This is a genomic window from Streptomyces sp. GESEQ-35 (genome assembly GCF_017948485.1).
GTDB lineage: Bacteria > Actinomycetota > Actinomycetes > Streptomycetales > Streptomycetaceae > Streptomyces.
Map to the genome: position 1 here is coordinate 724,074 of NZ_JAFFSX010000002.1, position 17,609 is coordinate 741,682.

General features: G+C 69.4%; 13 protein-coding genes. 6 read left to right on the forward strand and 7 right to left on the reverse strand.

Features of this window, described 5'->3' with window-relative positions; translation table 11 throughout:
* Positions 1 to 62 precede the first annotated feature (62 nt).
* From KCH87_RS06720 to KCH87_RS06735, 4 genes are all read right to left on the reverse strand, one after another.
* The gene (locus tag KCH87_RS06720; protein WP_210584928.1) at positions 63 to 878 is read right to left on the reverse strand and encodes an SAM-dependent methyltransferase; all 816 of its coding nucleotides are present in this window, start codon (positions 876 to 878) and stop codon (positions 63 to 65) included.
* 47 nt (positions 879 to 925) lie between these two features.
* A complete protein-coding gene (locus KCH87_RS06725) occupies positions 926 to 1,789 on the reverse strand; it encodes a helix-turn-helix transcriptional regulator (RefSeq protein ID WP_210584929.1) in 864 nt (287 codons plus the stop codon).
* A 281-nt stretch (positions 1,790 to 2,070) separates the two neighbouring features.
* A complete protein-coding gene (locus tag KCH87_RS06730) occupies positions 2,071 to 2,256 on the reverse strand; it encodes a hypothetical protein (protein ID WP_210584930.1) in 186 nt (61 codons plus the stop codon).
* Between the two features lie 95 nt (positions 2,257 to 2,351).
* Positions 2,352 to 3,179 (reverse strand): helix-turn-helix domain-containing protein, encoded by an 828-nt coding sequence (locus KCH87_RS06735; RefSeq protein WP_210584931.1) that lies wholly within the window; start codon positions 3,177 to 3,179, stop codon positions 2,352 to 2,354.
* A gap of 131 nt (positions 3,180 to 3,310) precedes the next feature.
* On the opposite strand from KCH87_RS06735, the gene KCH87_RS06740 reads away from it, so the two are divergent.
* From KCH87_RS06740 to KCH87_RS06755, 4 genes are all read left to right on the forward strand, one after another.
* The gene (locus tag KCH87_RS06740) at positions 3,311 to 3,613 is read left to right on the forward strand and encodes a 4a-hydroxytetrahydrobiopterin dehydratase (protein WP_210584932.1); all 303 of its coding nucleotides are present in this window, start codon (positions 3,311 to 3,313) and stop codon (positions 3,611 to 3,613) included.
* A gap of 4 nt (positions 3,614 to 3,617) precedes the next feature.
* Positions 3,618 to 4,376 (forward strand): class I SAM-dependent methyltransferase, encoded by a 759-nt coding sequence (locus KCH87_RS06745; protein WP_210584933.1) that lies wholly within the window; start codon positions 3,618 to 3,620, stop codon positions 4,374 to 4,376.
* A gap of 742 nt (positions 4,377 to 5,118) precedes the next feature.
* Positions 5,119 to 6,075 (forward strand): YafY family protein, encoded by a 957-nt coding sequence (locus tag KCH87_RS06750; RefSeq protein ID WP_210584934.1) that lies wholly within the window; start codon positions 5,119 to 5,121, stop codon positions 6,073 to 6,075.
* Positions 6,076 to 6,114: 39 nt separating this feature from the next.
* Complete coding sequence (locus KCH87_RS06755) at positions 6,115 to 7,989, forward strand: rhamnogalacturonan lyase (RefSeq protein WP_210584935.1); 1,875 nt, start codon at positions 6,115 to 6,117, stop codon at positions 7,987 to 7,989.
* 49 nt (positions 7,990 to 8,038) lie between these two features.
* On the opposite strand, the gene KCH87_RS06760 is transcribed toward KCH87_RS06755, so the two are convergent.
* The 3 genes from KCH87_RS06760 to KCH87_RS06770 form a co-directional block, all read right to left on the reverse strand.
* Complete coding sequence (locus KCH87_RS06760; RefSeq protein ID WP_247195721.1) at positions 8,039 to 8,389, reverse strand: hypothetical protein; 351 nt, start codon at positions 8,387 to 8,389, stop codon at positions 8,039 to 8,041.
* 161 nt (positions 8,390 to 8,550) lie between these two features.
* Positions 8,551 to 11,016 (reverse strand): sialidase family protein, encoded by a 2,466-nt coding sequence (locus KCH87_RS06765; RefSeq protein ID WP_210584936.1) that lies wholly within the window; start codon positions 11,014 to 11,016, stop codon positions 8,551 to 8,553.
* A 133-nt stretch (positions 11,017 to 11,149) separates the two neighbouring features.
* The gene (locus KCH87_RS06770; protein WP_210584937.1) at positions 11,150 to 14,065 is read right to left on the reverse strand and encodes a glycoside hydrolase family 48 protein; all 2,916 of its coding nucleotides are present in this window, start codon (positions 14,063 to 14,065) and stop codon (positions 11,150 to 11,152) included.
* A 252-nt stretch (positions 14,066 to 14,317) separates the two neighbouring features.
* Between KCH87_RS06770 and KCH87_RS06775 the strand changes: the two genes are divergently transcribed.
* Positions 14,318 to 15,805 (forward strand): cellulase family glycosylhydrolase, encoded by a 1,488-nt coding sequence (locus KCH87_RS06775; RefSeq protein WP_210584938.1) that lies wholly within the window; start codon positions 14,318 to 14,320, stop codon positions 15,803 to 15,805.
* Positions 15,806 to 15,867: 62 nt separating this feature from the next.
* Positions 15,868 to 17,586, forward strand: a complete 1,719-nt coding sequence (locus KCH87_RS06780; RefSeq protein ID WP_210584939.1) for a glycoside hydrolase family 6 protein — start codon at positions 15,868 to 15,870, stop codon at positions 17,584 to 17,586.
* Positions 17,587 to 17,609: the final 23 nt, after the last annotated feature.

The following is a 17,609-nucleotide window of genomic DNA, read 5'->3' on the forward strand; positions in this document are numbered from 1 at the left end:
GCCCGTGGCTTCGAACCTAGGGGCGAGCGGGGGAGCGCACCTGTTCACGGCGCCCGTACGGGTCAGAGCTTGCGGGCGACTCCCGCGTACAGGGGCACGATGCCCTCCGCCTGGACCGCCACGTCCTCCGGCCCGGGCCGCCACCCGGCGGCCGGGATCACGCCCGGACCCAGCAGCTCCAGACCGTCGAAGAAGCGGGAGAACCCGGCGAGCGACCGCGGGTAGAACGGAGTGCCGCCGGCGCGGAAGTGACCGGCGACCTTGGCGATCACCTCCGGGCTCAGGTCGGGGGTGACCTGGGAGAGGATCAGGTAGCTGCCCGGGACGAGCTCGGCGACGTACCGCTTCAGCAGGCCGTAGACATCGTCGCCGTCCGGCTCCTCGTCCAGGTAGTGGGTGAGCGCGACCAGGGACAGCGCGACGGGCTGCGAGAAGTCCAGGGACTCCGCGGCCAGCCTGAGGATGGTGTCCGGGTCGCGGAAGTCGGCGTGCACGTAGTTCGTCGCGCCCTCGGACGTGCCGCGCAGCAGCGCCTCGGCGTGGCGGAGAACGATCGGGTCGTTGTCCGCGTACACGACCCTCGCCTCCGGGGCGACCTCCTGGGCCACCTGGTGGAGGTTGGGTTCGGTGGGGATGCCCGTGCCGACGTCCAGGAACTGCCGTATCCCGGCCTCGGCGACGGTCCGGACGGCCCGGTGCATGAAGCGGCGGTTGGCGCGCGCCGAGCGCACCGCCGCCTCGTCCGTGGCGGCGATCCTGCGGGCCAGTTCCTCGTCCACCGGGTAGTTGTCCTTGCCGCCCAGCCACCAGTCGTAGACGCGGGCCGGGTGCGGCCGGCTCGTGTCGATGGGCGTGGGCGCGGCGTCCGATCCGGTCATCCGGTTTCGTCTCCCTGGGAATTCGGGCCTAGGCGACTTGACATGGCTCAGCAGGCGTCGCGGTAGTCGCTCAGGATCTTCTTGGTCCGCTCGGCGGACGCGGCACGTGCCGTCATGTGGTCCAGCACCTCCAGGTGCGTGGAGACCTCCGTGCGGGAGTCGAGATACAGCGCACCGGTCAGATACTCCGTGAAGACCATGTCGGGCAGTTCGGGCTCGGCGAACCGGAACAGGGTGAACGGCGCGTACGTCCCCGGGTGCGGGCCCGCCTGGAACTCGGCGACCTGGAGGGTGATGCGGTCGCGTTCGGCGAACTCCAGCAGCTTGTCGAACTGTTCGCGCATGACGGCGCCGTCGTCGCTCACGGGGCGGCGCAGGACCGTTTCGTCCATGATCACCCACAGGTGGGGGCGGTTCGCACGCTCCAGAAGCTGCTGCCGGGCCATACGCAGCGACACATGCCGCTCGATGGTCCGCGGATCGGTCTGCCCGATCACCCCCGCCTCCAGGACGGCCCGCGCATACGCCTCCGTCTGGAGGAGGCCGGGCACGAAGTGCGGCTCGTAGGAGCGGATGATCCCGGCGGCGCCCTCCAGACTCACGTACAGGCTGAACCAGTCCGGCAGCACGTCGTGGAACCGCTGCCACCAGCCCGGCTGGTTCGCCTCCTCGGCGAGCGACACGAACGCCGACGCCTCGTCCTCGGTCACGCCGTACGCGCCGAGCAGCAGCTGGACGTACGGGATCTTCAGCGCGACCTCGGCCATCTCCATCCGCCGTACGGTCGCGGGGGCCACCCGCAGGACCTGTGCGGCCTCCTCGCGTTTGAGGCCGGCCGCCTCGCGCAGCTCCTGCAGCCGCCTTCCGAGCACCACCTGACCCACGGTGGGCGCGGGACGCCGCTCACTCACGCCACGCCTCCCCTACGTGCCGAAGTCAGGGAGCAGTGTGCCATGTTCCGGTGCGCGTCTCACAGGCACGGGGTTGAGGCGCTCGCCACGCGTCCCACAGGCCCGGGGTGAGTGGCCCGCCACACCTCATTACCTCGCGGGTAATCGACCGCCCCGGACGCGCGGGGGATCGTGGGCACATCGGATTCCGGGCCGGCGCACTCCGGTCCGGAATCCGGGTCCCGCTGCCGCACCTCGACTTCGACCTCGACGGAGGATGATTCGTCATGTCCGCGATCCAGCTAGGCGCTCCGCGGGGTGCCGTAATGGGCCGTCGGTCGTTTGCGGGTTTCGTTGTGGCTGGTCGCGCAGTTCCCCGCGCCCCTTCGGGGCGCTTCCTCGGCGTACTGCTCGTCGTGTACGGGGCCGCCGTCGGTCTCCTCGCCACTCGCGCAGGCCCTGCTGATCCGGGCCGTGGTGGAGGTCAACCTCACCTGGGCGGTGCTGAGTTTCGTCGCCCTCGGCCTGGAGCGCTCATCGTCGTCGGGTTCGCGCTGCTGCAGCACACTGCCCTCAAGAACCGTCAGGGCAGCAGCGACTGAAGGTACTTGACCGTCGCCGGGTCGGCCGGGAGCAGTGTCTCGATGGCCAGCTCGGCGACGGTCACGTCCATCGGGGTGTTGAAGGTGGAGATGGAGGAGATGAAGGACAGCACCCGGCCGTCGTGTTCGATGCGCATCGGGAGTGCGAAGTACGGGACGGGCTCGGACGGTTCGTCCGCGGGCCCGGCCTCCTCCTCCGGTACCGGGTACGCGGCCACCTCCGCGTACAACTCCCTCAGCGGCTCGGAGCGTTGCAGGGCGATCTGCCGTTCCATCTGGGCGAGCAGATGGCCGCGCCACTCCCGCAGATTGTGGATCCGGGGCGCCAGGCCCTCCGGGTGGAGGGTCAGCCGCATCGCGTTCAGCGGCGGCACGAGCAGCGACTCGGGCAGGCCCTCCAGCAGGGTCAGGATGCCCCGGTTGGCGGCAACCACGTTGTACGTCGCGTCCACCACGAAGGCCGGATAGGGCTCGTAGCCTTGGATCAGCTGCTCGATGCCCTCGCGCAGGGTGTCCAGCGCCGGGTCCTGAAGCGGCGTCTCCCGGTAGCGCGGGGCGTAACCGGCCGCCAGCAGCAGGGCGTTGCGCTCCCGCACGGGTACGTCGAGGTGCTCGGCCAGCCGCAGCACCATCTCCTCGCTCGGCCGGGAACGGCCCGTCTCGACGAAGCTGATGTGCCGGGCGGAGGAGTCGGCCCGCAGCGCCAGCTCCAGCTGGCTGACCCGCCGCCGCTCCCGCCAGGCCCGCAGCAGCGGTCCGACGCCTTCGTCGGCGGGGAGTACGGCGGCGTCGGACGCGGGAGTGGTCATACGACGACGGTAGTCGAGGCCGGCGCAGATGTGTCCGGGACCGATCTCCGGGAACACGTCTGACCAGGGCCGGGAGCGTGCGGCTGTGGCACGCTGAAGGGGAACCCCGACGTCGTGGAAGGAGCGAGGCCATGCCCCTCGAACCGCTGTCGCAGAAGGAGATCGAGGACCGGCTGGCGGAGCTGCCGGGCTGGTCGCAGGACGGGGACCGCATCGCCCGCTCCTACCGGCTGCGTTCGCACTTCGCGGCCACCGCGATGGTCGTCCACATCGCCCAGGTCCAGGAGGAGCTCGACCACCACTCCGACCTCACCCTGGGCTACAACACCCTGTCACTGAGCGTGAACACGCACACGGTGGGCGCAGTGACCGAGCGGGATTTCAAGCTGGCCCGCCGGGTGGAGGAGCTGGCGCCGGGCCACGGGGCACAGTGACACGGTGCTGGACTACGACAAGGAAGCCGACGCCTACGACGTCACACGCGGCGGCGAACCCCGGGCCGCCGCGGCCGCCGATGCCGTCCTCGGTCTGGTACCGGCCGCGACCGGCCGCCTGCTCGACGTCGCCTGCGGCACCGGCATCGTCACCAGGCGGCTTGCGGCGGCCCGCCCCGCCCTGCGGGTGACGGGCGCGGACCTGACCTACGGGATGGCCCGGATGGCCGTCGCACGCGTGCCCGGCGCGGTCGTGCTCGCGGACAGCCGCCGGCTGCCGTTTCCGGACCGGGCGTTCGACGCCGTGACCAGCGTGTGGCTGCTGCACCTGCTCGACGAACCCGACGACGTACGGGCCGCCGTCGCCGAGTGCGCCCGCGTGCTGCGGCCCGGGGGTGTGTACGTCACCACGGTCGACAAGGCGGCCGCGCACGACGTGGGCAGTGATATCGATGTCGTCCTCGCCCCGCGCCCGCGCCGCCCCGCCCGGGACGCGGCGGCCCACGTGGAGTCGTACGCCGCCGGGCAGGGCCTGCGACCGGCCGGGCGGGCCCGCTTCCCGGGCCTGGGCCAGGGCCGCAGCCCGCGCCGGACCGCCGCCGACCTGCGGCGCGGCTGGTTCACCCAGCTGCCGCCCGGCGAGCCGCTCACCGAACGGTTCGCCGTGTCGCTCCGGGCACTCCCCGACCAGGACCGGCCGCGCCCCGACCCGGTGTTCACCCTCCGGGCCTTCAGGAAGCCGGCCGACGAGCGAACTCCATGATCCAGTTGGTCAGCCAGGTCTCACCGCCGTCCAGGGAGAAGGCCTGCTCCCAACGCGCCGCGTCCGCCGAGACGCCCGACCAGACGAACCGCACCCGGACGTCGTTCCCGTCGTGTGCGTAGTCGCCTCTCGGCGCCGATCACCACATCTCAGCCTGTCCGGCGATTGAGGACGAGGCCGTTCAGACCGAAACGGGGGTCCGGGGGCGGCAGCCCCCGGCCACGGCCACGCAAGCTGACCCGCACTTGGAATCGCCCGATGTGAACGGCTCACGCCGGCGCAGCGTCGTGCGGGCTGCTCATGTGCGGTCTCCAGTCGTTCCGGCGGGCAGGGCATCCGCCAAGTAGGCGTCCAGATCAGGGAGTTCGGGCGCGAGCAGGTGCCGCACCCAGGCGTTGCGTTCGTGCGGGATCGGCGGGAGCGGTGCCTTGCAGGCTGCGCCGCCAGGGTCGGGGGTGACGTGTTGGCGCCCTCGCTTGCGCGAACGCAGGCGATTTTGGTCCGCACCGTGAACCGGTGCCACCACGGGTTCCTGCTTCACAGGCCCCAGCCACGCCCGAAGACGTGGTCTTACGCGAGCCTCCAGAGGCGTCACTTTCCGCCCGCCCGGCGGTAGGCCCGGCATTCCATTGCCGGACACGTTGACCTCGGCGACAGAAAGCCACGGGGCGCATGCGTTCGGTGATTTCTCCGTGAAGGCCATGACATGACGCTAGGAGCCATCCACTGACATCCTCTGTCAGTGAAGTCCAGCCGACTCGTCTCGATCCTGCTGCTCCTCCAGACCCGGGGCCGGATGACCGCCGCCCAGCTCGCCGAGGAGCTGGAGGTCTCCGTCCGCACGGTCTACCGGGACGTCGAGGCGCTGAGCGCGGCCGGTGTCCCGCTGTACGGCGACGCGGGCCACGCGGGCGGCTATCGGCTGCTGGACGGGTACCGCACCCGCCTCACCGGGCTGACCGCGGACGAGGCCGAGGCGCTGTTTCTCGCGGGCGTACCGGGACCGGCCGCCGAACTGGGCCTGGGCGCCCTTCTCGCCGCCGCCGAGCTGAAAGTGCGTGCAGCGCTGCCCGTCCAGGCCGACCGGATCAGCGGCCGCTTCCACCTCGACGCCCCCGGCTGGTACGCGGACGGCGAGCAGGTCCCGTATCTCCCGGCGGTCGCCGACGCGGTGTGGAACAGCCGGGTGCTGCACGTCGTCTACCGGCGCTGGCGCGAGCCCACGGATGTGGAGCGCCGCCTGGAGCCGTACGGCCTGGTCCTCAAGGCGGGCCGCTGGTATGTCGTCGCCGGACCCGGGCCGCGCACCTTCCGGGTCGACCAGATTCTCGAACTCGCCGTGTCCGACGAGGAGTTCGAACGCCCCGAGACATTCGACCTGGCCGCGTACTGGCAGGCGTATCAGCGGGACTTCCACGACCGGCTGTACCGGCGAGAGGCGGTGGTGCGGCTGGCGCCGGGGGTGACGCTCCCCGGTCCACTGGCCCGTGCCGTCACCGTGAACGGCCGTACGGACGACGACGGTTGGATCCAGGCCACCGTCCCCATCGAGTCCGTCGAGCACGCACACGGCGAGTTCCTGCGTCTGGGCACGGACATCGAGGTGCTGGAGCCGCCGGAGCTGCGCGCGCGGATCGCCCGTACGGTCGCCGAACTGGCCGAAAGATACGGCAACTTGGCAGCGCGTGGCGACCACTGAGGGGTCGGAACCCGTCCGTCCACCCAGGAGGTACGTCTCGTGCAGCACCCGCACAAGCACCGCAGACGAAGGGTCGTCCTCTCCGCGCTGGGCGCCACGACCGCGCTCGTCGCCGCCGGACTCACCGCGCTGGGCGCCACCGGTACGGCCGAGGCCGCCACCGCACGCCAGGTCGAGGCCCTGGACCGGGGCGTGGTCAGCGTCCACACCAGCAGCGGCAACCTGGTCAGCTGGCGCTGGCTCGGCACCGACCCGAACGACGTCTCCTTCAACGTCTACCGCGCCGGTACGAAGGTCAACGCGACCCCGATCACCGGCTCCACCAACTACTTCCACTCCGGCGCGCCCGAACAGGCCGACTACACGGTCCGCGCGGTCGTGGGCGGCGTGGAGCAGAGCGACTCGGTCCACGCGATCCAGTTCCGCACCGGCTACAAGGACGTCCCGATCACCCCGCCCGCCGGCGGCACCACGCCCGACGGCGTCGCGTACACCTACGAGGCCAATGACGCCTCCGTCGCCGACCTCGACGGCGACGGCGCCCTCGACTTCGTCCTCAAGTGGCAGCCCACCAACGCCAAGGACAACTCCCAGTCCGGCTACACCGGCAACACGATCGTCGACGGCATCAAGCTCGACGGCACCCGCTTGTGGCGCATCGACCTGGGCCGCAACATCCGCTCCGGCGCGCACTACACGCAGTTCCAGGCGTACGACTACGACGGCGACGGCAAGGCCGAGGTCGCCATGAAGACGGCCGACGGCACGGTCGACGGGACGGGCGCGGTGATCGGCAGCTCGTCCGCCGACTACCGCAACTCCAGCGGGTACATCCTCTCCGGCCCCGAGTACCTGACCATGTTCAACGGGCAGACCGGCAGGGCGATGGGGACGGTCGACTACGTCCCGGCCCGGGGCACGGTGTCGTCGTGGGGCGACTCGTACGGCAACCGGGTCGACCGCTTCCTCGCCGGCACCGCCTACCTGGACGGCGCCCGCCCCTCGCTCATCATGGCGCGCGGCTACTACACCCGCTCGGTGATCGCGGCCTGGGACTGGCGGAACGGCGCCTTCACCCGCCGCTGGACCTTCGACACCAACTCCTCCACCAACACGGGCAAGGGGTTCGACGGCCAGGGCTCGCACAGCCTCTCCGTCGGTGACGTCGACAACGACGGCAAGGACGAGATCGTCTACGGCGCGATGGCGGTCGACGACAACGGCAACGGGCTGTGGACCACGAAGACCGGTCACGGCGACGCCCAGCACCTCGGCGACCTCGACCCGTCACACGCGGGCCTGGAGTACTTCAAGGTGTCGGAGTCCACTTCGCAGCCCGCGGAGCTGTACGTCAACCCCGCGAACGGCACGGTCAACTGGAGCCTGGCGGCCTGCTGCGACAACGGCCGGGGAGTGGCGGGGGACATCTACGCCGGCAACGCCGGAGCCGAGGTCTGGTCGGCCTCCGACACGTCCATCCGCGACGAGGCGGGCGCCACGAAGGGCCGCGAGCCGTCCTCCGCCAACTTCCTGTCCTGGTGGGACGGCGACACCACCCGCGAACTCCTCGACGGCACGCACATCGACAAGTACGGCACGTCCTCGGACACACGCCTCCTGACCGGCTCCGGGGTCTCCTCGAACAACGGCACCAAGTCCACCCCGGTCCTCTCCGGCGACCTCTTCGGCGACTGGCGCGAGGAGGTCGTCTGGCGCACCAGCAACAACACGGGCCTGCGCATCTACTCGACCCCGGTCGAGACCAGCACGAAGATCACGACCCTCCTGCACGACCCGATGTACCGCACGGGCCTGGCTTGGCAGAACACGGCTTACAACCAGCCCCCGCACCCGAGCTTCTTCATCGGCAACGGCATGGCCACGGCACCGCGGCCGACCGTCTATACCCCCTGAACGACGGTGGGTGCGTGCCCCCTCGGTGAGGCACGCACCCACCCACGGTCTAGCTGAACCCGCCGCTGAAGTCGCTGTTGAGCTGCGCCGAGCAGATGTTGTAACCGCCCTGCGCGCGGCCGGACTTCGTCTCGCCGTCGATGGTGACGGAGCACTTGACGTCGCCGCCGCCCAGGAGCTGGGCCGTCACCTGGTAGTAGAGGGCATCCTCGTCGACGGTCAGTGTCTTCTCCATCGGCAGTCCTTTGCCTGCCAGGTTGGTGCCGTCGCTGCCGTAGGTGATGTCCAGGCCCGAGGGAGCCGAGCCCCACACCTTGAACACCGCCTTGCCGCTGGGCGCGCCGTCGGCCGCGTCCGCCTTGGGCTGCGCCTTGGTCGGGGCGGTCTTGGTGACGGTCACGGCAATGGGGAGAAGGACTCGCTTGCGGGCCCAGGCCGGCGTAACGAGAGGTGTGGAGAAAATGTGAGTTGTTTGTAGGTAGGGTGATTGAGTTGTGACCGTGTCTTCCTGGTGGGCGTGGAAGAGGGCGCGTGTTCGATGCAACACGCGCCCTCTGGCAGTCAGTTCACTATGCAGCTTTGATCGCCGAGCTTGAACGCGGCCGGTTTCGCGTTCGACCCCGACCAGCTCCCCGTGAACCCGTCCGCCTGGAACCCGCCCGACCACTGGTTGGTGACCTTGTACGTCACCGTGCAGGCGCCGGTCGGCGGCGGCGTGGGATCGGTTCCGCCGCCGGTGTCCGACGTGTCGCCGTAGACGACCCCGCGGCCGTTCGTCGCCACGTACACCCGGCCGTACACCCTCGGGTCGCCCGTGATCGCCGCACCCGTCCAACCCCACTGGTGGGCAGCGTCGTTGATGCGGGTCCAGGTCGCGCCCTTGTCGGTCGAGCGGAAGATGCCGCGTACGCCACCGATCTTCGCGCTGGTGTAGAGCGTCTGGTACGTCGCACCGGGCGTCGCCTTGCCGAAGCCGATCGTGTCGGCCTGCTCGACGCCGGACAGCTTGGTGAAGGTGGCGCCGGAGTCGGTCGAGTGCCACAGGCCGTACGCCCCGTCGCTCGCACCGCCCGCCAGCCACACGTCCCCCTTCGTCCCGGGCAGCGCCTTGAAGCGCACGCTGTCACCGCTGGGCAGCCCGGTCGCGGCCGACGCCGAGAAGGTCGCGCCGCCGTCCGTACTGACGTAGAACTTCCCGGACTTGAAGCCGTAGAAGGTCCCCGGGTCCACTCGGTCCGACTCCACGATCGCGCCCGCCGGGATGCCGCTCGACGGGGACCAGGACGAGCCGAAGCCGGAGGCGTAGTGGACTCCCGCCCCCTGCGGACTCCACACGAAACGGCTGCCGTCGGCCGCCGCCGCGACCGTGCCGCCACCGCTGACGCCCGAAGGATCCGTTCCCGCGAACCAGTTGGCGCCGTTGTCCGTCGAGAACGCGATGTGCGGCCCGGAGTCGAGATTGCCGACGCGCACGACCGTGTTCGCGTTGCTCTCGGCGTAGTCCAGGCTGGTCGTCGAGGTGAAGTTCGGCTGGGTGAACATCATCGACGGGACCTTCGTGAGGTCCGAGTGGCGGAAGCCGCCGATATCACCCAGCGCGCTGAGCAGGGGCGCGCCCGACGGGGGCGACGCCAGGTCGTTGACCGCCGTCTCCTCCAGGCCCTGCACCATCGGCCTGAGGCTGAACTGACCTCCGCTGTCCCACTTCGACAGATCCTCGGTGCCGTAGACCGTCGCGCCCGTCCCGTACATCATGCGGTCCGGGTTGAACGGGTCGATCTCCAACGCCTCGGTCATCCAGCCCAGTTTCGGGGTCTGTTCCGGCGGTGACGGGTTGGCGCCCCAGGTCAGCCACGGCGACGACGAGACGTCCATCGTGAAGCGGTTGGCGCGGTTGGGATATGACGTGTAGTCCCAGGCCTTCGTCCAGGTGCCGCCGCTGTCGGTGGAGCGGAAGATCTGGGTGTCCGGCCACCAGGAGCTGTACGCCGTCGCCATCACCGTGCCGGGATGCTGCCGGTCGACGGTCAGGCCGCTGAAGCCGTAGTACGTGTCGGCCTCCGCCACCGGGCTGATGTCCGTCCAGGTGCCGGTCCCGGTCGCGTACCGCCACAGCCGGCCCTTGCCGCCGTCGTACGGGCCGCCCTTGTCGCTGTAGGCGAGGTACAGGTAGCCGTTCGTCGCGTCGAGCACGCCCTTGTGGGCGAGGTAGCCGGTCGGCTGACCGGCGATCCGGGACCAGGTCGCACCCGCGTCCGTCGACCGGTACACCGCGCTGTCCTTGTCGGCGACCCCCACGTAGATCGTCCGCGTGGCGTTGCCGGAGGTGCCCGTCGACTCGTCGAAGGTGACCCAGGCGATGCCCTGGTTGTCGGAGGCGTAGCCGCTCGTGTCGCCCGGATCCTGGACGTAGTTGCCGACGTTGGGGAAGTTCGTCACCTGCGACCAGGACACACCGGAGTCCGTCGACCGCCACAGCCCCTTGCCGCTCGGCGCGCCCAGATACAGCACGCTGTTCCTGTTCGGATCTACAGCGAGCCGCTCACCCATGCCCCGGCCGGGCATGTTGCCGCCCAGCTTGAACGGCAGGTCGGCCTTCTGCCAGCTCGCGCCCCGGTCGGCGGAGCGCAGCACGGCACCGTTCCCCGGGTCCCAACTGTTCGTGTACGTGCCGACAGCCGCATACACCCGGTCCGGGTCGACCGAGTCGGAGGCCACGCTCACGACGCCCGTGTGCCCCCAGTCGTCCCAGCCGACGGAGTCCAGCAGCGGCGTCCAGGTCTTCGTCGACTCCTGCCAGCGGTAGGCACCGCCGATGTCGGTGCGGGCGTAGGCCAGGTTCTTCTCGGCGCGGTTGAAGACGATGCCGGGGACGAAACCGCCCCCGTCGATCCGGGCGTTCTTCCAGGTGTACGTGTCGGCCGCGATCGACACCGGCTCGGTATCGGCGGCCAGTGCGGGCGGGGTGCCCGCCAACAATCCGGCCGCGAGCGCAAGCACGGCCGTGAGGATACGGGTTCTTCGCACGGTCGGGGGGTTCCCTTCTCAAAAGAGGGGGGCACGACAGCGCCCCGATAGGGGCGCGGGGAACTGCGCGACCAGCCACAACGGGCCCGCAGTCGCCAGACAACCCCACGCCCCCCAAGACGCTCCGCGGCCCTTATTCGAGCAACTCCGCATAAGAGCCCATGGCCAGCGCAATATCCGCTTGGGCCCAGAACCGGTGATACGTGAACGAGGGCGCGGCCCCGCCCGCCAGATACGCCTCGATCTTCGACCACGCCGGATCGTCCTCATAGAACGACCGGATCGAATCGAACGTCGACGACGAGTTGATCGCTTCCCCGTTAGGCATGGTGCCGCTCCACCCGCTCGGGACGTACACGCCGTCGTCGAACCGGCTGTAGTCCGACCGCGTCTCCGGAACGGCGACACCCAACGCGTCCTGGTGGTTGCTCCACATACCGTCGAGCAACGCCTTCGCCGTCGCCGCGGCAGCACTGTCCCCGGACCGGTCCGCGTAGTACGTCAGGGTCTTGGCGTACGCGGCGGCCACACCGACGTCGTTCGTGTAGTCGGCGACGGTGACATGAAGGCCGTTGTTGGCGCCGGGACTTGACGCGTTCCAGGTGTCGGGCTGGCCCGACCACTGAAGCGTCGACGGGATCTGGTACGTCCCGTCGGGGTTGACGGTCGTCTCGGACAGCGCCCAGTCGACCCACTTGTCGAGAACCGCCTTCGCCTCGGCGTTCCCCGTCTGCTGGTAGTACTCGGCGACCCGCTCCATCGACCACGCCTGGAAGCCGAACCACTGGTTGGACGGCGGGTCGTGGTAGACGGGCTGCTGGTCGTAGTACATGCCGTAGAACGTCGACCTCCCGGCCGGCGGAGTCGCGTACCGGCCCGCCCAGCTGTTCGTCGCGCCGCCCGCGATGCCGCCCTCGGCCGACTGGAGCCAGCGGTAGAACTCCAGCTGTCGGTCGAGCGAGGTGGCCCAGTCCTGCTGCCCTGTCGCCGACTTGGGCTTCAGGTCCGCGTAACTGCTCAGCGCGTACGCGGCCAGCGGGTTCTGGTAGCCGCCGTGCATATGGCTGGAGCCGATGCGCCAGGCCCAGCCCGCGCTCGTGTCCGTTGCGCCGCCCCACGCGTAGTACCAGGACAGCAGATAGGACGAGGCGTCCTTGCCGGTGCCGGCCGCACAGGTGGCCGGGCCGACGCAGTTGCCGATTTTCTTGAAGTACTTGTCGTACATGGCGTAGCGCAGATAGTCGCCCATCTTCGCCGCCTTGCCGACGGTCGTGGAGACGTCCGAGCCCTTGCCCTGCTGCTCGGCCCAGATGTCCGCCCAGTACGCGGCCTGCACCGCACGCGCGTCGGCGTCCGGGGCGTTGGTGAACTTCCACTGCCTCGCGTAGGACGAGTCGCCGGTGAACAGGTCCAGGTACCCGTTCGTGCCGCCGTACTTGAAGGCGTCACAGGTCGGCTGCGGAACCGTTTCCCACACCGACTCCTGCGCGCCGCGCTGGAAGGTGTTGATGTACGACGGGCCGGTGTCCGACGGCCCCGCCTCGCACTTGCCGGGCGAGTTGCCGTAGCCGTAGACGTTGTCGACGTCCTGGAGCCAGTGCATGCCGTACACGTCGTCCGTGCCGTACGCGCTCTTCAGCTCGGCCGCGATCGGGTCCGAGCCGACCGGGACCGACGGGTCGAGCCGGGCCGGGTACTCGTTCGGAGTGTCCAGCTCGGGCGCGTACGTCGCCGGCTTCGAGGGAGTGTAGAAGGAGTTGGTCGGCTGGTCGGCGTGGGTGGGGATCATGTACTTCTCCATGATCTCCCAGGCGCCGTTGAACTTCGACCAGTCGCCCGTCACCTTGCCGTACATGGCCTGGAGCCACAGCAGATAGCTGTACGCCTCCGAGGTCGTCTCATGGCCGTGGTCCGGTGCCTCGACGATCAGCGTCTCGACCGAGTGGTAGGGGACGCCCTCGGGGGAGAAGTAACCGTTTGCCGGGTTGGTGATCTTGCCGTACAGCTCCAGGAAACGGGCGTCGTACAGCTTCGTCGAGGCGATCTGGGTAACCGTTACCGACGCTTTCGCATGCCCGGTGGCGGTGGACTCGAAGGCCGCCGCTCCGGTGCCCGAGGAAGCGGCCGTGATCGTAACCGTTTGCGCGGTGTTCCAGTTCGACGGTGTGAAGGTCAGCGAGCCGCCGCCGGTCACCGTCAGACCGGTGTTCCCACTGGTCCGCGCGCTGGTGACGGTCACATTGGAGGTGGGCTGCGTCGACAGCTTCACCTCGTACGTGCCCGTCTTGCCCTGCTGGACGGCCAGTTGGTTGGTCGAGGCCACCACGGCGGGACCCGAGGCGACCGTGATGCCGACCGGCGTGGAGGTGCCGGACGCGCCCAGACTGTCGTACGCCTTCGCCACCAGCGAATGACTGCCCACGGTCAAGCTTGAGACCGAGAGCGAGTACGGCGCGCTGGTGTCGGTGCCGAGCAGCGTGGTGTCGTCGTAGAACTCGACCTTGCTGATCGTCGCGCCGTCGGCCGCCGCCGCGGTGGCCGCGAGCGGGACCGCGCCACCCTGCGAGTAGACGGCGCCCGCGGCCGGGCTGGTCAGCACGGTGATCGGCGGCTGGTGTGCGCCGGCGCAGGTGGTGCCGTTGACCGCGAAGCTCGTCGGGGCGGCGTTGGTGCCGCTGTACGTGAACTGCGCGCCGGTCGAGACGGCGGCTCCCGCGGCGATCGACGCGTTGTGCGCGGCGCTCTGCACGGTGACCGACTGGCCGGACTGGGACCAGCTGCCGTTCCAGCCGTTCGTCAGCTTCTGGTTGCCCGAGTACCCGTACGTCAGGGTCCAGCCGCTGATCGGGTCCGTACCGCGGTTGGTGATCGTCAGGTCCGCGGTGAAGCCGGAGCCCCAGTCGTTGGTCTTGTAGTCGACGCTGCACTGAAGTGCCGCCGCCTGGGCGGGCGTTGATCCTGTCGACAGCATCGTGAAGGGGAGGGCGAGGGCCGCCACGACGGCGGTCCATAACCGCCGCACGGCGCGGCGTCTCCTTCTTGGGGGCATGTGCTGGTTCCTCCTTGCGGCTCGGAGAAGTCAAGGCTTGAACCAGTGGGAGCGCTCCCATAGTGGGGACGGGGGCAAGAGGGGTCAAGGTGCTTGAAGAGTCGAAAAGATTCGATGGATCCAGTTGAGGAAAAGTCAAGCGCATCCCCTGTCCTTCACTGTCACTTGGCGCTAGCTTCCTTCGCACCAGTGGGAGCGACTCCATCAGTCGACGCGTCCGTCACGACGCGCCCGAGCTGCAAGGACTCGCTCATGCGACACCCCCCGCGTTCAGGACTTTTACTCGTCCTCTCAGCCGCCGTGGCTCTGGTCGGCACCGCGATCGCACCGGTCGTCACGGCGTCGGGAGCCACGCCCGCGTGCACGGTGGAGTACGCCGTCACGAGCCAGTGGGACACCGGCTTCCAGGGCGGCGTGACCATCACCAACAACACGGCCGCGGTGCGCAGTTGGAGCCTCACCTTCGACTTCGCCGGCGGTCAGCAGGTCGGCCAGGGCTGGAACGCCAAGTGGTCCCAGTCCGGTACATCGGTGACCGCGACCAACGAGAGCTACAACGGCGTGCTCGCCACCGGCGCGAGCGTCAGCGCCGGGTTCATCGCCTCCGGGTCGGGGAGCAGCGCCGTACCGACGTCGTTCAGGCTCAACGGCACGACGTGCAACGGGGACGCGGAGCCGTCGCCGTCTCCCACGCCGACACCGACCGATCCGCCCGAACCTGACGCCGCGCCACCGGTGCTGCGCGTCTCCGGGAACAAGCTCGTGGACGCCGACGGCACCACGCGTCGTCTGCTCGGCGTGAACCGTTCCGGCGGTGAGTTCGCCTGCGTGCAGGGCTACGGCATCTGGGACGGCCCGGTGGACGACGCGGCCGTCAAGGCGATGGCCGACTGGAGCGCCAACACCGTCCGTATCCCGCTCAACGAGGAGTGCTGGCTGGGCCTTTCCCACATCAAGCCCGAGTACGCGGGCGCCAACTACATCAGCGCCGTCAAGGACCTGGTCGCCAAGGTGAAGGCGCACGGCATGACGCCGATGGTCGAACTGCACTGGTCCTGGGGGCAGTACACCGGAAACTCGGCGGGCTGCTCCGACGTGCACGCCACCTGCCAGAAGCCGATGCCCGACATGCAGTACACGCCGTCCTTCTGGACCTCGGTCGCGAGCACCTTCAAGGACGACCCGGCGGTCGTGTTCGACCTGTTCAACGAGCCCTACCCGGACCGCGCGACCTCCACGGCCACCCAGGCGTGGCAGTGCTGGCGGGACGGCGGAACCTGCCCGGGCATCGGCTACGAGGTCGCCGGCATGCAGGACCTCGTGGACGCCGTCCGGGCCACCGGCGCCCGGAACGTGATCCTGGCCGGCGGGCTCGCCTACTCGAACGACCTCAGCCAGTGGCTGACGTACAAGCCCACCGACCCGGCGGGCAATCTCGCCGCGGCCTGGCACGTCTACAACTTCAACTCCTGCGCGAACGAGAGCTGCTGGAACTCCACCCTCGCCCCCGTCGCGGCCCAAGTGCCGCTGGTGGCAGGCGAGATCGGGGAGAACACCTGCGCGCACTCCTTCATCGACCAGGTCATGAAGTGGTTCGACGACCGTGGCCTGTCCTACCTGGGCTGGACCTGGAACACCTGGAACTGCAACTCCGGCCCGGCCCTGATCTCCAGTTACGACGGCACTCCCACGTCGTACGGCATCGGGCTGCGTGATCACCTGCGCGCCCTGAACGGATAGCTCTCGCAACGGTCAATTTCCGCCAACGGTCAATTTCCGCAACGGAGAAGGAACCCGCACTCATGAGTCGTACCAGAACTGCGATGCTCGCTGCCCTGGCGCTGGTCGCCGGGGCCTCCGGGACGGCGCTCGCCGTCGATACCGGCGGTGTGGAGGCCGCCGCCGTCCCCTGCACCGTCGACTACAAGGTGCAGAACCAGTGGGACACCGGCTTCACCACCGCCGTGACGGTCACCAACAACGGCGCCGCCAAGTCCGCTTGGGCCCTCAAGTGGTCGTACGCCGGAAACCAGACGATCACCAACGGCTGGAACGCGAAGCTCAGCCAGAACGGTGCCGCCGTCACCGCCGCCAACGAGTCCTACAACGGGACGCTGGCGACCGGCGGTTCGATCAGCTTCGGCTTCAACGCCTCCTACAGTGGCAGCAACGCGCTGCCGACGACCTTCACGCTCGACGGCGTGACCTGCAACGTCGACGACGGTGGCGGCCCCACGGATCCCACCGACCCGCCGGACCCGACCGGCCCGCGGGTCGACAACCCGTACTCGGGCGCCAAGGTGTACGTGAACCCGGAGTGGTCCGCGAAGGCCGCCGCCGAGCCGGGCGGCAGCCGGATCTCCAACCAGCCGACCGGCGTCTGGCTCGACCGGACCGCCGCCATCAACGGCGTGGGCGGCGGCATGGGGCTGCGCGACCACCTCGACGAGGCGCTGACGCAGAAGGGCGCGGGCCAACTCGTCGTCCAGCTGGTGATCTACAACCTGCCGGGCCGTGACTGCGCCGCGCTCGCGTCCAACGGTGAGCTGGGCCCGACGGAGATCGACCGGTACAAGACCGAGTACATCGATCCGATCGCCGCGATCCTGGCCGACCCCAAGTACGCCGACCTGCGGATCGTCACGACCATCGAGATCGACTCGCTGCCCAACCTCGTCACCAACACCGGCAGCCGTCCGACGGCCACCCCCGAGTGCGACGTGATGAAGGCCAACGGCAACTACGTGAAGGGCGTCGGCTACGCGCTCAGCGAGCTGGGCGACGTGCCCAACGTCTACAACTACATCGACGCCGGGCACCACGGCTGGATCGGCTGGGACGACAACTTCGCCGCGTCCGCGACCGTGATGAAGGAGGCGGCCACCGCCGAGGGCGCAACCGTGAACGACGTGCACGGCTTCATCGCCAACACCGCCAACTACAGCGCCCTGAAGGAGCAGAACTTCACCATCGACGACACGGTGGGCGGCACCTCCGTGCGCCAGTCGAAGTGGGTCGACTGGAACCGCTATGTCGACGAGCTGTCGTTCGCCCAGGCCTTCCGGACCCAGCTCGTCACGACCGGCTTCAACTCCGGGATCGGCATGCTGATCGACACCTCCCGCAACGGCTGGGGCGGCACTGCCCGGCCCGCCGGGCCCGGTGCGACGACCAGCGTCGACACTTACATCGACGGTGGCCGCTACGACCGGCGCATCCACGTCGGCAACTGGTGCAACCAGTCCGGGGCCGGTCTCGGCGAGCGTCCGCAGGCCGGGCCGGCCGCCGGGATCGACGCGTACGTGTGGATGAAGCCGCCGGGGGAGTCGGACGGGTCCAGCACGGCGATTCCGAACGATGAGGGTAAGGGGTTCGACCGTATGTGCGATCCGACGTATACGGGGAATCCGCGCAACGGCAACAATCTGTCCGGTGCGCTGCCTGGCGCTCCGCTGTCGGGGCATTGGTTCTCGGCGCAGTTTCAGCAGTTGATGCAGAACGCGTACCCGCCGTTGTCGTAGTGCGATGACTGCGGCTGCGGGTC

Bases quoted from the DNA above. Each gene is read 5' to 3' on its own strand.
- KCH87_RS06720 (WP_210584928.1), bottom strand. From the start codon at position 878: ATGACCGGATCGGACGCCGCGCCCACGCCCATCGACACGAGCCGGCCG.
- KCH87_RS06735 (WP_210584931.1), bottom strand. From the start codon at position 3,179: ATGACCACTCCCGCGTCCGACGCCGCCGTACTCCCCGCCGACGAAGGC.
- KCH87_RS06740 (WP_210584932.1), top strand. From the start codon at position 3,311: ATGCCCCTCGAACCGCTGTCGCAGAAGGAGATCGAGGACCGGCTGGCG.
- KCH87_RS06770 (WP_210584937.1), bottom strand. From the start codon at position 14,065: ATGCCCCCAAGAAGGAGACGCCGCGCCGTGCGGCGGTTATGGACCGCC.
- KCH87_RS06775 (WP_210584938.1), top strand. From the start codon at position 14,318: ATGCGACACCCCCCGCGTTCAGGACTTTTACTCGTCCTCTCAGCCGCC.
- KCH87_RS06780 (WP_210584939.1), top strand. From the start codon at position 15,868: ATGAGTCGTACCAGAACTGCGATGCTCGCTGCCCTGGCGCTGGTCGCC.